15 protein-coding genes are annotated in these 12,798 nt (G+C 64.9%); 5 read left to right on the forward strand and 10 right to left on the reverse strand.

The window, feature by feature from the left end:
- Positions 1-63 precede the first annotated feature (63 nt).
- Genes IE116_RS00610 through IE116_RS00645 form a run of 8 tightly spaced genes read right to left on the reverse strand, consistent with a single transcriptional unit; the run spans position 64 to position 6,558 of the window.
- Entirely contained in the window at positions 64-363 is a 300-nt protein-coding gene (locus IE116_RS00610) for a hypothetical protein (RefSeq protein ID WP_189608887.1), read from the reverse strand.
- A 43-nt stretch (positions 364-406) separates the two neighbouring features.
- Positions 407-1,153: an ABC transporter ATP-binding protein gene (locus IE116_RS00615; protein ID WP_373302917.1), complete on the reverse strand. Its 747-nt coding sequence runs from the start codon at positions 1,151-1,153 to the stop codon at positions 407-409.
- Complete coding sequence (locus IE116_RS00620) at positions 1,150-1,905, reverse strand: ABC transporter ATP-binding protein (protein ID WP_189608889.1); 756 nt, start codon at positions 1,903-1,905, stop codon at positions 1,150-1,152. The genes IE116_RS00615 and IE116_RS00620 overlap by 4 nt, the downstream gene beginning before the upstream one ends.
- Positions 1,902-2,903, reverse strand: coding sequence for a branched-chain amino acid ABC transporter permease (locus IE116_RS00625; RefSeq protein ID WP_189608891.1), 1,002 nt, complete (start codon positions 2,901-2,903; stop codon positions 1,902-1,904). Before IE116_RS00625 ends, IE116_RS00620 begins: the two co-directional genes overlap by 4 nt.
- Before the next feature lie 2 nt (positions 2,904-2,905).
- Positions 2,906-3,781: a branched-chain amino acid ABC transporter permease gene (locus IE116_RS00630; protein ID WP_189608893.1), complete on the reverse strand. Its 876-nt coding sequence runs from the start codon at positions 3,779-3,781 to the stop codon at positions 2,906-2,908.
- Between the two features lie 4 nt (positions 3,782-3,785).
- Positions 3,786-4,997, reverse strand: coding sequence for an ABC transporter substrate-binding protein (locus IE116_RS00635; RefSeq protein WP_189608894.1), 1,212 nt, complete (start codon positions 4,995-4,997; stop codon positions 3,786-3,788).
- A 45-nt stretch (positions 4,998-5,042) separates the two neighbouring features.
- A complete protein-coding gene (locus IE116_RS00640; protein ID WP_189608896.1) occupies positions 5,043-5,885 on the reverse strand; it encodes an alpha/beta hydrolase in 843 nt (280 codons plus the stop codon).
- Between the two features lie 25 nt (positions 5,886-5,910).
- On the reverse strand, positions 5,911-6,558 hold the full coding sequence (locus tag IE116_RS00645) for a cysteine hydrolase family protein (protein ID WP_189608898.1): 648 nt from the start codon (positions 6,556-6,558) through the stop codon (positions 5,911-5,913).
- A 264-nt stretch (positions 6,559-6,822) separates the two neighbouring features.
- On the opposite strand from IE116_RS00645, the gene IE116_RS00650 reads away from it, so the two are divergent.
- Positions 6,823-7,524, forward strand: coding sequence for a GntR family transcriptional regulator (locus IE116_RS00650; RefSeq protein WP_189608900.1), 702 nt, complete (start codon positions 6,823-6,825; stop codon positions 7,522-7,524).
- 102 nt (positions 7,525-7,626) lie between these two features.
- On the opposite strand, the gene pcaG is transcribed toward IE116_RS00650, so the two are convergent.
- Together pcaG and pcaH are read right to left on the reverse strand one after the other, a co-directional pair.
- Positions 7,627-8,178 (reverse strand): protocatechuate 3,4-dioxygenase subunit alpha, encoded by a 552-nt coding sequence (gene pcaG, locus IE116_RS00655; RefSeq protein WP_189608902.1) that lies wholly within the window; start codon positions 8,176-8,178, stop codon positions 7,627-7,629.
- A 7-nt stretch (positions 8,179-8,185) separates the two neighbouring features.
- Positions 8,186-8,884, reverse strand: coding sequence for a protocatechuate 3,4-dioxygenase subunit beta (gene pcaH, locus IE116_RS00660; RefSeq protein ID WP_189608905.1), 699 nt, complete (start codon positions 8,882-8,884; stop codon positions 8,186-8,188).
- A gap of 199 nt (positions 8,885-9,083) precedes the next feature.
- On the opposite strand from pcaH, the gene IE116_RS00665 reads away from it, so the two are divergent.
- The 4 genes from IE116_RS00665 to IE116_RS00680 all read left to right on the forward strand — a co-directional run bounded on the left by IE116_RS00665 (position 9,084) and on the right by IE116_RS00680 (position 12,702).
- Positions 9,084-10,055 carry a LysR substrate-binding domain-containing protein gene (locus tag IE116_RS00665; RefSeq protein WP_189608907.1) on the forward strand — a complete coding sequence of 324 codons (972 nt, stop codon included), beginning with the start codon at positions 9,084-9,086 and terminating at the stop codon, positions 10,053-10,055.
- 30 nt (positions 10,056-10,085) lie between these two features.
- Positions 10,086-10,550: a CBS domain-containing protein gene (locus IE116_RS00670; protein ID WP_373303031.1), complete on the forward strand. Its 465-nt coding sequence runs from the start codon at positions 10,086-10,088 to the stop codon at positions 10,548-10,550.
- 129 nt (positions 10,551-10,679) lie between these two features.
- Entirely contained in the window at positions 10,680-11,777 is a 1,098-nt protein-coding gene (gene aroC, locus IE116_RS00675; protein WP_189608908.1) for a chorismate synthase, read from the forward strand.
- 85 nt (positions 11,778-11,862) lie between these two features.
- Positions 11,863-12,702 (forward strand): M48 family metallopeptidase, encoded by an 840-nt coding sequence (locus tag IE116_RS00680; RefSeq protein ID WP_189608910.1) that lies wholly within the window; start codon positions 11,863-11,865, stop codon positions 12,700-12,702.
- Positions 12,703-12,798 lie beyond the last annotated feature (96 nt).

The raw sequence follows: 12,798 nt of genomic DNA on the forward strand, positions 1-12,798 counted from the left end.
GTCCTTGCGTGAAATGTCGGGTTCAGTGCTTGGGTTCAATGCAGTCGGTTCACGTCGTGCCGGTCAGGTCGCGATCCGCATCTTTTCGGCATACAGACGCGCTGCGTCGCTGTCGTTGTGATTGCGGCTGCCGCCCCGGAACAGCCGGGCCACCTGCGGCAGAAAGTAGGGGTGCATGCCCATGCGGGCCAGGGCTTCGATGTCGATGCTCCGCCACGCTTCCTTCTCGGCGTCAGTCAGGCCGTACTGCGTCATGCAGGCTTCCATATCCTGCTGGAACGCCTGGTAGCGGCTCAGGTCGCGCCGCAGTTCGAACACCATGCGGTTCGACGGCAGTGTCTTGTCGGTATCCTGGATTCCCATGATGCGGACTCTCTTTAAAAAGGTGGGAGCGCGGCTCCCGAACTCAGGCCGTCACGCCAAGCAGACGGTCGAGGGCTTCCCCGTCGCGAGCCAGGGCCGCGCTTGGGGCGTGATGGATGATCTGGCCACGTTCCAGGACGATCACGTCCTGGGTCATGGCCAGGGCAATGACCGGATGCTGTTCGACCACGATGGACGTCAACCCTTCTTCATCGTGCAGGCGGCGGATCGCAGCCGACAGTTCCTCGACCACGATCGGCGCGAGGCCTTCCATCGGTTCATCGAGCAGCAGCAGTTTCGGATTGGTCATCAGCGCGCGGGCGATCACCAGCATCTGCTGTTCGCCCCCCGACAGTTCGTTGCCGAAGTTGCGGCGGCGCTCCTGCAGGCGCGGGAACAGGTCATACACCCGCGCCAGGGTCCAGGGGCCGGGGCAGGCCACGACCGTCAGGTTTTCCTGCACGGTCAAGGACGGAAAGGCCTCGCGTTCCTGCGGCACCCAGCCGATTCCGCCGCGGGCGCGTTGGTTGGGCGCCATCGATGTGATGTCGCGCCCTTGCCAGCGCAGGGTGCCGCCCATCAGCCGGGTGTTGCCGACGATGGTCTCGAGCAGCGTGGTCTTGCCGACCCCATTCCTGCCCAGCACGGCCAGGCTGCGACCTGATTCGATACGCAAGGAAAGGTGTTCGAGCACGATGGCGTCGCCGTAGCCGGCATCGACGCGGTCGAGTTCGAGCAGCGCGGGCCGAGCGGTCGTGGACAGGTCTGTAACAGACGCGCGGTCCATCATGCGGTCACCGGATCGAGACGGGTCTGGCCAAGGTAGACCTCGCGCACCCGGGGGTTGGTGGCGATGGCGTCAGGCGTGCCGCTGGCCACCAGCGCGCCGCCGACCAGCACCGAGATCTGCTGGGCAAAACGAAAGACAAGCCGCATGTCGTGTTCGATCAGCAGGATGGAGACATCCTTGGGCAGTTCGTCAAGGATCTGGAAGACCTGCTTGCTGTCCGCGGAAGGTACGCCGGCCGCGGGTTCATCCAGCAGCAACACCTTGGGCTTGCGCGCCAGGGCCAGGGCGATTTCGATCAGCCGCTGCCGGCCGTAAGGCAGGTGCCGGGTGAGCCGGTGCGCATCCGCGCGCAGGCCCATGCGGTCCAGCAACGCAAGCGCTTCCGTGGCCGCCGGGCCCTGCTTGCGCAAGGAACCGAACAGCGACGACGTCGCCCCCTCGCGCGTCATGATGACGAGCGCGACCGCTTCGAGCGGCGTCATGTCGAGGAACAGGGTGTTGATCTGGAAGGTGCGCACCAGGCCCAGCTTGACGCGCTGTTCGGGCCGCATGCCGTTGAGCGACACATCGCCCAGCAGGACGTCGCCGGAGGTGGGTTGCAGCATGCCGGTCAGCAGGTTGATGAGCGTGGTCTTGCCCGCGCCGTTCGGCCCGATCAGGGCATGACGGGATCCCGGTTCCAGACGGAAGGTCAGATCGTTGGTGGCCGTGAAGCCGCCAAAGCGTTTGTGCAGATGGCGGGTCTCGATCATCGTGGCGCTCCGCGTCGCGCGGCCATCCGGCGGGCCCAGACGACACCACTGCCGACAATGCCGCCGCGCGCAAAAAAGATGGTCAGCACCAGCCCCAGCCCGAGCCAGAAATGCCAGTAGGCCGGGCTGATGCCGGACAGCAGGTCGCGGCCGATGACAAACACCGCGGCGCCCACAAAGCCGCCATACAGATACCCGGCGCCACCAAGGGCCGCAATGATCAGGATGTCGGCCGACCGCCCAAAGCCCAGGGCGTCGATCGTCAGGAACTGGGTGATCTGCGTGAGCAGCGCGCCCGATACGCCGGCAATGACGGCGGCTGCCGTGTAGGCGATGCCCAGCGTGCGGCCGTCATCGATGCCCAGGGCCATGGCGCGGCGAGCATTCATGCGCACGGCCTGCAGCGTCATGCCGTAGGGCGAGTTGACCAGTCGCCGCGCCACCCACAGCAGCACGAAGGACACCACGGCGGCGTACACATAGGCCACGTTGCCATACAGATCGAATTCGAACACACCGAACAGCGGCGCAAACGAAATGCCCTGCAAGCCGTCGATGCCCCCCGTCAGGTGCGTGGCCTTGTTGGCTGCTTCGTACAGCACCAGCCCCAGTCCCAGTGTCACCATCAGACGGCTCAGATCGGTGCCGCGCACGATCAACTGTGCGGTGATCGCGCCCGCAGCGCCTGCGATCAGCCCCGCGATCAACAGGCCCGACACCGGCTCGTGCCAGCCGTACTTGCCCAGCCATCCGGCCACGAAGGCACCGATGCCAAAGAACGCGGCCTGACCCAGGGTCACGATGCCCGCAAAGCCCAGCAACAGGTCGAGCGACAGCGCAAAGCAGCCCATGACCAGCACCTGCGCGCCAAGCGTCCGATAGTCGCCGAACACAAAGAAGGCGCCCACGACCACCAGCCAGAACGCCACTTCAGCGGGCTGCCACCGTGCGCGATCCAGGAAAGGGCGCGACTCGCGTTCGTTGTCCAAATCCATCATGTTCACCCCTTGCGCGCAAAGAGGCTGTACAGACCCTTGGGGCGGTACAGCAAGACCAGGACCATGATCACGTAGATCATGAAAGCGCCGAACTGTGGCACGTAGTATTTGCTGGCCACGTCCGCCACGCCCAGCAGCATGGCGGCAAAGAAGGTGCCGTTGATGGACCCGGCGCCGCCCACCACCACCACCAGCAGGCAAAGCACCAGGTAGCGCGCGGCAAAGGCCGGATCCAGGCCCAGCACTTCGGCCCCCAGCGCGCCACCCAGTGCCGCCAGTCCGCAACCCACGGCAAACGCAATCATGAACACGCGCCTGACCGGCACGCCCAGGCCGCCCGCCACGCGCTGATTGTCCACCGACGCGCGGATCATCGCGCCAAAGCGCGTGCTGTCCAGCCCGACCTTGAGCAGCACCAGCAGCGCCACGCCAATACCAAGCAACATGGCGCGGTACTTCGACACGCTCAGCTCACCCAAGGTCCACCGTCCGGTCAGGACTTCCGGGATGCGCACCGCCTGCTGCGACGGCCCCCAGAAGTAGTGGGCAATGCCGCCCGCCATCAGCATCACGCCAAACGTCAGCAGGCTCTGGTCCAGTTGCGACGCGCGGTAGAACGGCGCATACACCACCCGTTCGATGAGCAGGCTCAACAGGGCGACGGCCAGCGTCACCGCGATGATCGCCGGCACGAAGGGCCAGTCATAGCGGCCCACCAGGGTCACCATGAAGTAGCCGCCGAACATCGCGAACGCGCCGTGGGCCAGGTTGACGAAGCCCATCAGGCCCAGCGTGATGGACAGGCCGATGGCAATCACGAACAGCATGGCACCATAGGACAGCCCGTCGATGAATACGCCGATCAGGTTGACGAGCATCAACTCATTCCTTTCCGGGATCCTTGACGGCGGTGACCTTGTCGAACTCGACGTTATAGAGTTCGCCGCCGACCTTCTCTACCTTGCGGATGTAGACGTCCTGCACGATGTCGCGCGTGGCCGGATCAATCGTGAACGGGCCGCGCGGGCTGTCCACCTTCAGGCCTTTCATGGCGGCGATCAGCTTGTCGCCGTTGGTGTCGCCCTGCGTTTTGCGCAGCGCCTGGTAGATCACGTCCATGGCGTCGTACGCCGCCACCGCATGAAAGTTCGGGCGCTTCTTGCTGGCGTCGCGCACCGCCTGCACAAAAGCCTTGTTCTGCGGGGAATCGTGCGCGGCCGAATAGTGATGCGCCGTGACCGTATCGAGCGCCACGTCGCCGATCGCCTGGATCGAATCGTCGTCGGTCATGTCGCCGGTGCCGATCAGCTTGACGCCGGCCTGCTTGAAGCCGCGTTCGTTGTACGACTTCATGAACGAGATGGCCGCTTCGCTGCCCGGTACGAACACAAAGATGGCGTCGGCCTTGGCGTCGCGGGCGCGCTGCAGGAAGGGCGAAAAATCCATGCTGCTGACCGGCATGCGGATCTCGCCCGCGATCTCGCCACCCGCAGCCTTGAACGCATCCTTGAACGCCTTTTCGGCATCGTGGCCCGGGCCGTAATCGGACACCAGCGTAAACACGCGCTTGAGCCCGTTTTTGGCCGACCATGTCGCCATCGGCGCCGACGTCTGTCCAAGCGTGGACGAGGTTCGCACGATATAGGGCGACTTCTCGGTCACGATGGATGTGGACGCGAACACCAGCATCGGTTTCTTGGCGGTCGTGGCCACCGGGGCGGCCGCCAGCGCATTCGGTGTGAAGTTGAAGCCCGCCAGGAAATCCACCTTGTCACGGGTAATCAGTTCCTGTGCATGGCGTCTTGCGGTCTCAGGGGCAATGCCTCCCGTGTCCCGGATGACCAGTTCGACCTTCTTGCCTTCGATCTGGTCGCCGTGCAATTTCAGGTAGGCACGCAGTCCACTTTCGATCGACTGGCCCGCCGACGCGTAGGTCCCGGAAAATTCCGAGACCACGCCAATGCGGATCACCTTGTCGGCAGCATGGGCGGCATGCGGGGTCAAGGCGCCAGTGGCTGCGGCCAGGGCCAGCGCGGCAAACGCACGCAAGGCAAAGGGAGCGGACAGGGAAGGTTGTTGCGCGCAACTAGTCATCGGTTTCTCCGTTAATGCAAACCCGGGTTGAACTGCGGCCATCCGTTACGTCGCCACGCCGATCTGCGCGAACATGGCCCGGGTCAGCGGGCTATGGGGGTCGCCAAGTTCGGTGACGATGGAAAAATGATTCAGGCCTGGCATCGGCAGGTAGGCCGATGGGTAACCCTTCTGGCGCCACACCTCGGCAAAGGTGGCCGACTGCTCGATGAACTCGGGCGGCTCCGCGTCGCCGACTGCGCAGATCAGGGGGCAGGGCAGGTCGGGCAGCCGGAACATCGGGCTGTTCCGAACGGCAGCCGCAAGGTCGAGCTTGAGCCAGTCATTGGCACGGGTGTGCGTCAACGGCATCAGATCGAAGAGGCCACTCAGTGTGGTGACGCCCTTGACCAGATCGGCGGGCAATCCTTGCGCGGCCCAATCGGTGGCCGCAGCCATCGCCACCAGATGGCCGCCCGCCGAATTGCCGCACAGAAAGATGCGCGATGGATCGCCACCAAACTGGTCGGCATTCCGGTACACCCATGCCACCGCACGACGGGTGCACGCCACCATGTCATCGAGCGTTGCGGCGGGCGCCAGGGGGTATTCCTGCGAGATCCAGATGGCGCCGGCCGGACCGAATGCCTCGGCGGGAAACGCACGGTCATTCTTGCTGGACGCTTTCCAGAAACCGCCGTGCAGATAGATCGCGATGGGCGCGTCTGGCGAGTCCGTCAAAAAGATGTCGAGCTTTTCGGCCGGACCCTCGCCGTATGCCACATCGAGTTGCGATGGCCAGTGCGCGCGGGTGTGTTTGCTCGCCGTAATCGACCGCTGCAGATGTTCCATGAAACCGGGGGTGAAAGCTTCAACGTCATACAACTCGGCGCTGCGGGAAACGTCCATGGCGGCTCCTGGTGGAAGGAAGAAATCAGGCTGAGGCGGGCAGTGTCCAGGCCGACAGAATCGTCGCGCTGTCGGACACGTCGCCAAACAGAAAGCGCACGTTCATGAGCGTGGCGTCGTGCAGGACGGGGGTGTGCGAGGCGACGGCGTCGGCGGGAACGATGCAGTCGTAGCCGCGCGAATGCCCGTCGCGCACGGTGGACTCGACGCAGATCTGCGTCTGCACGCCGGCAAATACCAGGGTGTCGACCTGGCGGTCGCGCAATATTGCGTGCAGATCGGTGTCGTGAAAGCCGCTGTAGGTGTGCTTGGTCACGACCGGCTCGCCGGGCTGCGGCGAAACGCCGAACCAGTCGGCGCCCCACGTGCCTGCCGCGCAGCACTCGGCGTGGATGCCGGCGCGCAATTGTTTGGCCAGCATGGACGACGGGATGGCGGCATGGCCGTAATCGGCGCGCACCCACACCACCGGCACGCCAGCGCCGCGGGCCTGCGAGATCAGCTGGTCGAGAACCGGGAGCAGTGCGGCAGCTGCCGACACGTCCTTGCCCATGACGTCATCGACATAGCCACCCGGCGCGCAGAAATCGTTCTGCATGTCGATGACGACCAGCGCACTGCGGCCCGGGGCAAGGCGATCCGACAACGACAAGGTGGAAGATTCCTGCGGCACGTGGTGCTCCGTTGGCTGGGTAATCGATTTGAAATATACGCATCGATTAAAATAGCGTCAACGAAAAATAATCGATTAATTATTGGGGAGACTGCTGATCCATGGCCAGCCTGGCGCGCGGTGGCATGTCACGCGTTCGATCGTGAGCAGGCGTGCGGCCCCAGGCGACCACCCAGCCGTTCCGAAAGAATCGATTATTTGCTCCATGCTACGATCCGCCATCTAAGTGGCGCTCAAGCGCCCTCCGCAAGCGCAAGGAAATCCATGAGACCCGCGGCAGCAGTCCCCAACGTCACCGGCCTGACCGAGGGCGGCCAGAACCTGGCCAACACCGTCGCCACCCGCCTGCGCACCGACATCGTGTCCGGCCGGCGGCCCCCCGGCAGCAAGCTGTCGATCGACGAACTCAAGAATGATTTCGGCGTGAGCCTGTCCCCCGTGCGGGAAGCGCTGGCGCGCCTGGCCACCGAAGGATTCGTGGTCAACGAAGACAAGAAAGGGTTTCGCGTGGCGCCCGTGTCGCGCGAGAACTGTCAGGAAGTCGCCCGCCTGCAGTCCACGCTGGAACCGATGGCCTTGCGCGAGTCCATCCGCCTGGGGGATACCGCGTGGGAAGAAGGGGTGGTGCTGACCCACCACCGGCTGTCGCGTTACGAGCGCCCCGAACGCAAGGAAGGGCGCGACGTGGACGAATGGGAAGCGCACCATCGCGGCTTTCACCTTGCCCTGATATCCGCCTGCAACATGCCTTTGCTGCTGCTGATGTGCGAGTCACTGCAGCACTTCAGCGCCCGCTACCGCCGCCTGTTCCTGGCCTACCAGCCCTTCGACCATGACGTCCCGAACGAACACCAGAACATGGTCGACGCCATCCTTGATCGCAACGCAGACGTCGCCGCCGCGCTGCTGAAAGAGCACATCGAGCGGACGGCGCAGAACATTCTGAAGGCGCTCGACGCGCGGTGAATCTCGGTCAGCAACCGAAAAAAAAAGCGCCCCGCGTAAACCACCGCGGGGCGCTTTTTTCATGACCGCGGCAACTTCTGCCGCCGCATCGAAATCAGACCATCAGATATCGAAAAACACCGTTTCGACGCTTTCGCTGCCTTGCATGGCAACGTCCCACTCATAGGTCGATTCGCCGGTCTTGCGGGCGACAAGCGTCTTGGCGCGGGCGCCCAACGACGACAGCACCGGATCCTGCTCGACACCTTCGGTGCCTTCAAAGTAGCACCGCGTGAACAGATGGCGCAGCAGGCCGCGCGCAAAAATGGTGATGTGCAGGTAGGGCGCCTGCAGGCTGCCGTCGGCCAGGGCGATGCGGCCGGGCATGACGGTGTCGATCACGAAGCGGCCTTCGGCGTCGGTGGACGCGCGGGCGAAGGCGGCGGTGCCGTCCTCATGCACGGGCAACTGCGACATCTTGCCGCTGGCGTCGGCCTGCCAGACTTCCAGGAAGCAATCCGGGATCGGTTCGTCCGCGCCGTCGGTGACGATGCCGGTGACACGCACGCGGCCGCTCTGGACCTGGCTCAATACCTGGCCGGCGGCGTCCCATTTCAGGCCGTGCTTGAAAAAGGGGCCGACGGTTTGCGAGGGGGTAGGGATGAGATTGGACATGGTTCGCTCAGTCAGGTTGGGCAGGCGTGGCGTCGGGACCGTCGAGCACGATGTCGAAGCGGTAGCCCAGGGCCCACTCGGGCTGGGTCAGGGACAGGTCGAAGCTCGACACGAGGCGGTCGCGCACCCTGTCGGAGGGCAGGGCGCCAAAGATGGTGTCGTAGCCCAGCAGCGGATCGTTCGGGAAGTACATCTGCGTGACCAGGCGCTGCAGCACGTTGTTGCCGAACACCGAGAAGTGGATGTGCGCCGGCCGCCACGCGTTTTCGTGGTTGCGCCAGGGGTAGGCGCCGGGCTTGATCGTCGTGAACTTGTAGTTGCCGTTCTCGTCGGTGAACACGCGGCCGTTGCCCGTGAAGTTCGGGTCGAGGGGCGCGTCGTGCTGGTCGCGGTCGTGCGCATAGCGGCCAGTGGCGTTGCACTGCCAGATTTCGATGAAGGCGTTGCGGATCGGCTCGCCTTCGCGGTCGCGCAGACAGCCTTCGACGATGATGCGTTCACCGATCGCTTCGCCGGCGCACTGGCGCGTCAGGTCGTCGTGATTCGAGAACAGCACCGACCGGTCGAAAAGCGGCGCAGCCAGCTCGAGCGGACCTTCCGGCACGCGCAGCAGTGGCTGGCGGGGCGCCCGCAGCACGGTGCTGGTGTAGCCCGGCGCGGCCCGGTCGAATTCGATGGTGGGGGGTGTCTCCCAGATTTTGCTCATATGCTTGATTTCCTGTAGTGGCGGAGGCCCCGCCGGTGTCCCGTGATGCGCCCTGCGGGCGCGTCGCGCCGGACAATCCCGGGCGCGGGGTGATCCGAAGCGAAGCATAGGGGACGCAGCCATTCATTTCAAATGAATAATCCGCAATGATTTATGCTTTAAAGGTCATGAATGAACGCCGCAGCTGCAAGGATCCCCCATGGTTCGTTCCACCCAGGACTGGATACACCGGCTCAAATTGCGCCACCTGGAAATCCTGGTGTCGATCGGCCGCACGGGTAGCATGAGCCGTACCGCCGATCTGATGGCGTTGTCCCAGCCGGCGTTGTCGAAATGGCTGAAGGGGCTGGAAACGTCGCTGGGCGTGTCGCTGTTCGAGCGCACGACGCGGCGGGTGGTGCTGACGGAATACGGGCGCATCGTGCTGCGCCATGCCGAGCGGGTGCTGGGCGACATGGAGCGCACGCGCAGCGAGATCGACGCCGCGCAGCTGGGCACGGCCGGGCGCATTGTCGTGGGCGCCTTGCCCGCCGCGGCCCCCATCCTGTTGCCGGGCGCGCTGGCCCGCCTGCATCGGCCTCGCATCGAAGCGCAAGTGCAAGTGCATGAAGGCACGCTGGACCGCCTGCTGCCGCTCTTGCAGCGGCGGGAGCTGGACCTGGTGATCGGCCGGCTGGAAGGCGATGCGCTCAACCTGGGGCTGCAGAGCGAGGTGCTGTACAAGGAGCCGGTCTGCGTCGCGGGCAGGGCCGGGCATCCGCTCGCCGCCAAGCGGCGCGTGACCTGGAAGGATGTCGCGTCCTACCCCTGGATCGTGCCGCCGTGGAACACGCCGATGCGCATCAGCCTGGACCTGGCGTTTTCGCGGGCCGGGCTGCCGCTGCCACAGGCCATGATGGAGTCGGCCGCGCTGCTGACCAACCGCGCGGTCGCCCAGCGCGCCAACTGCCTGTTCGTGGCGTCGGAAGACGCCATCGCCAGTTTCGAGCGGGAAGGGCTGCTGTGCCGGCTGCCCTTGTGGCTGGACGATGTGCCACAAGACGTGGGCATGTTGTGGGGCGATGCGCCGTCGCCCGCCATGGGCCGGCTGATGGATGTGCTGCGCCTGGAAGCCCGCGAGATCGTCGCCGCGCGTGGCATTGCAGTTGAAGCGCGTAGCGTTGCGCGCTAGGATGGAGCCAAGTCCGAGGAGACCACCATGATCAAAGTCAGCGAAATTTTGCGTGTGAAGGGCGATGCGCTCTACACCGTCAGCCCGGATACGCCGGTCACCCAAGTGGTCGACACGATGTCAGTCCACGATATCGGGTCGCTCGTGGTCATGGAATTCGGCGAACTCGTCGGCATGCTGACCTTCCGCGAAATCATTCGCCATCTGCAAAAGAACGCCGGATCGCTGGGCACGTCCACCATCCGTTCGATCATGGACGATGCGCCCGTGACCGTGTCGCCCAACACCGAAGTCAACGAAGTCCGGCGCCTGATGCTGGACAAGCACGCGCGCTACATCCCGGTCATGGACGGGCGCATGCTGCTGGGCGTGATCTCGTTCTATGACGTGGCCAAAGCCGTTCTGGAAGCCCAAGGCTTCGAGAACCGCATGCTCAAGGCCTACATCCGCGACTGGCCGGGCGAGCAGCGCGAAGCCGAAGAAGGCATGGCCTGAGGTGGGCCCGAGGCTGGCCTGAGGTCGGCCTGAAGCGGGATCGCGGGCGTCCTTCGTACCCGGATGGCCCGCCAGTGCGATAATCGCGCTTTCCCGCTCACTACACCCGGCGTCCCCGGGCATGATCCTATGGCTGGCAATACGCTCGGAGAACTGTTTCGCGTCACCAATTTCGGTGAGTCGCATGGCCCCGCGATCGGCTGCGTGATCGACGGCTGCCCGCCCGGATTGCCGCTGTCCGAGGCCGACATCCAGATCGAACTGGATCGCCGACGCCCTGGCACGTCGCGCCACGTGACCCAGCGCCAGGAACCCGATCAGGTCGAGATCCTGTCCGGTGTCTACCAGGGCGTGACCAGCGGGACGCCGATTGCGCTGCTGATCCGCAACCAGGACGCGCGCAGCAAGGACTATTCGAACATTGCCGAGACCTTCCGTCCGGGCCATGCCGACTACACCTACTGGCACAAGTTTGGCGTGCGCGATCCGCGCGGCGGCGGCCGTTCGTCGGCGCGTCTGACGGCGCCGACGGTTGCCGCCGGCGCTGTCGCCAAGCTGTGGCTCAAACAGCGTTTCAACATCGTGATCCGTGGCTTCATGAGCCAGCTCGGTCCCATCCCGATTCCATTCGAATCGTGGGACCACGTCCATGCCAATCCCTTTTTTGCGGCCAATGCCAGCACCATCGACGAACTGGAGGCCTATATGGACCAGTTGCGCAGGGACGGTGATTCGGTCGGTGCGCGCATCGACGTGGTCGCCCAAGGCGTGCCGGTCGGCTGGGGTGAACCGATCTATGGCCGCCTGGACGCCGATATCGCGCATGCCATGATGGGCTTGAACGCGGTCAAGGGTGTCGAGATCGGCGCCGGATTCGCCTGCGTCGCACAGCGCGGCAGCGAACATGGCGACGAACTGGACCCGTCGGGCTTCGGGAGCAATCATGCCGGCGGCGTGCTGGGCGGCATCACCACCGGCCAGGACATTCGCGTTTCCATCGCCATCAAGCCGACGTCCAGCATCCGCACGCCACGCCAGTCGATCGACAAGGCCGGCGCACCGACGGTGGTCGAAACCCATGGCCGTCATGACCCTTGCGTCGGTATCCGCGCCACACCTGTCGCCGAAGGGCTGCTGGCGATCGTGCTGATGGACCAGGCGCTGCGCCATCGTGCGCAGAACGCCGACGTGCACGTGGACACGCCCGCGATTCCTGCCCATCGCTGATCGACCCGGCTTGCCGTGCTTCCCTAACGCACAGTTACGTCGTATTCGGGCAGAATCACGGCAGTTCACTTACCGGGGGAGCCGTATGACCACTTTCATCACGCCGACATTCAAGCGCACCGCGATGCGTACTGCCGCCATTCTGGCGTTCACGGCCGTGGCAGGCTGCCAGAGCGTCAACACCACCCAGGGTGGCGCGATCGGCATCGACCGCACCCAGCGCATGTCGAGCCTGGTGCCCGAAGCGCAACTGGACCAGGAAGCCGTCAAGCTGTATGCGCAGACGCTGAACGACGCCAAGGCCAAGGGCCAGCTCAATTCGAACGCCGCGCAGTCCACCCGCGTGCGCACGATTTCGCAGCGGCTGATCGCGCAGGTCGGCACCTTCCGCCCGGAAGCGACGTCGTGGAAGTGGGAAGTCAACGTCATCGACAGCAAGGAAGTGAACGCCTGGTGCATGCCCGGTGGCAAGATCGCGGTGTACACCGGCCTGATCAATTCCGTGAAGGCGACCGACGACGAACTGGCCGCGGTCATCGGCCACGAGATCGCGCATGCGCTGCGTGAACACGCCCGCGAACGCGCCTCGCAGCAGATGGCCACCAGCGTCGGCCTGAGCGTGCTGTCGGTCGTGACCGGCAACCAGGCCACGTCGGACCTGGGCGGCACCCTCGCCAACGTCATGTTCGGCCTGCCCAACAGCCGCCTGCACGAAACCGAAGCCGACCGCATGGGCGTCGAACTGGCCGCCCGCGCCGGCTATGATCCGCGCGCCGCCGTCACGCTGTGGACCAAGATGGGCGCGCTCAGTGGCGGCGCCGCCCAGCCGGAACTGCTGTCGACCCACCCGTCGGCAGAGTCCCGCATTGCCGACCTGAAGGTCGCATCCGAAAAGGTGCTGCCGCTGTACCAAGCGCGCAAGTAAGCCAGCACTCAGGACCCCCGGCCTGATCAGCTGGCCGGATGACCCGCAGGGCAGAAGCAGGCCGCGCAGCAAGCCAGGGCGCGGCCTGTGGCATAA

This window comes from Pigmentiphaga litoralis (genome assembly GCF_014651835.1).
In the GTDB taxonomy this organism is placed as follows: domain Bacteria; phylum Pseudomonadota; class Gammaproteobacteria; order Burkholderiales; family Burkholderiaceae_B; genus Pigmentiphaga; species Pigmentiphaga litoralis.

What these genes read in the sequence shown, in the direction of transcription:
- pcaG (WP_189608902.1), bottom strand. Translation starts at nt 8,178, where the DNA reads ATGTCCAATCTCATCCCTACCCCCTCGCAAACCGTCGGCCCCTTTTTC.
- IE116_RS00630 (WP_189608893.1), bottom strand. Translation starts at nt 3,781, where the DNA reads ATGCTCGTCAACCTGATCGGCGTATTCATCGACGGGCTGTCCTATGGT.
- IE116_RS00635 (WP_189608894.1), bottom strand. Translation starts at nt 4,997, where the DNA reads ATGACTAGTTGCGCGCAACAACCTTCCCTGTCCGCTCCCTTTGCCTTG.
- aroC (WP_189608908.1), top strand. Translation starts at nt 10,680, where the DNA reads ATGGCTGGCAATACGCTCGGAGAACTGTTTCGCGTCACCAATTTCGGT.
- IE116_RS00615 (WP_373302917.1), bottom strand. Translation starts at nt 1,153, where the DNA reads ATGATGGACCGCGCGTCTGTTACAGACCTGTCCACGACCGCTCGGCCC.
- IE116_RS00610 (WP_189608887.1), bottom strand. Translation starts at nt 363, where the DNA reads ATGGGAATCCAGGATACCGACAAGACACTGCCGTCGAACCGCATGGTG.
- IE116_RS00665 (WP_189608907.1), top strand. Translation starts at nt 9,084, where the DNA reads ATGGTTCGTTCCACCCAGGACTGGATACACCGGCTCAAATTGCGCCAC.
- IE116_RS00650 (WP_189608900.1), top strand. Translation starts at nt 6,823, where the DNA reads ATGAGACCCGCGGCAGCAGTCCCCAACGTCACCGGCCTGACCGAGGGC.
- IE116_RS00680 (WP_189608910.1), top strand. Translation starts at nt 11,863, where the DNA reads ATGACCACTTTCATCACGCCGACATTCAAGCGCACCGCGATGCGTACT.
- pcaH (WP_189608905.1), bottom strand. Translation starts at nt 8,884, where the DNA reads ATGAGCAAAATCTGGGAGACACCCCCCACCATCGAATTCGACCGGGCC.
- IE116_RS00625 (WP_189608891.1), bottom strand. Translation starts at nt 2,903, where the DNA reads ATGATGGATTTGGACAACGAACGCGAGTCGCGCCCTTTCCTGGATCGC.
- IE116_RS00620 (WP_189608889.1), bottom strand. Translation starts at nt 1,905, where the DNA reads ATGATCGAGACCCGCCATCTGCACAAACGCTTTGGCGGCTTCACGGCC.
- IE116_RS00640 (WP_189608896.1), bottom strand. Translation starts at nt 5,885, where the DNA reads ATGGACGTTTCCCGCAGCGCCGAGTTGTATGACGTTGAAGCTTTCACC.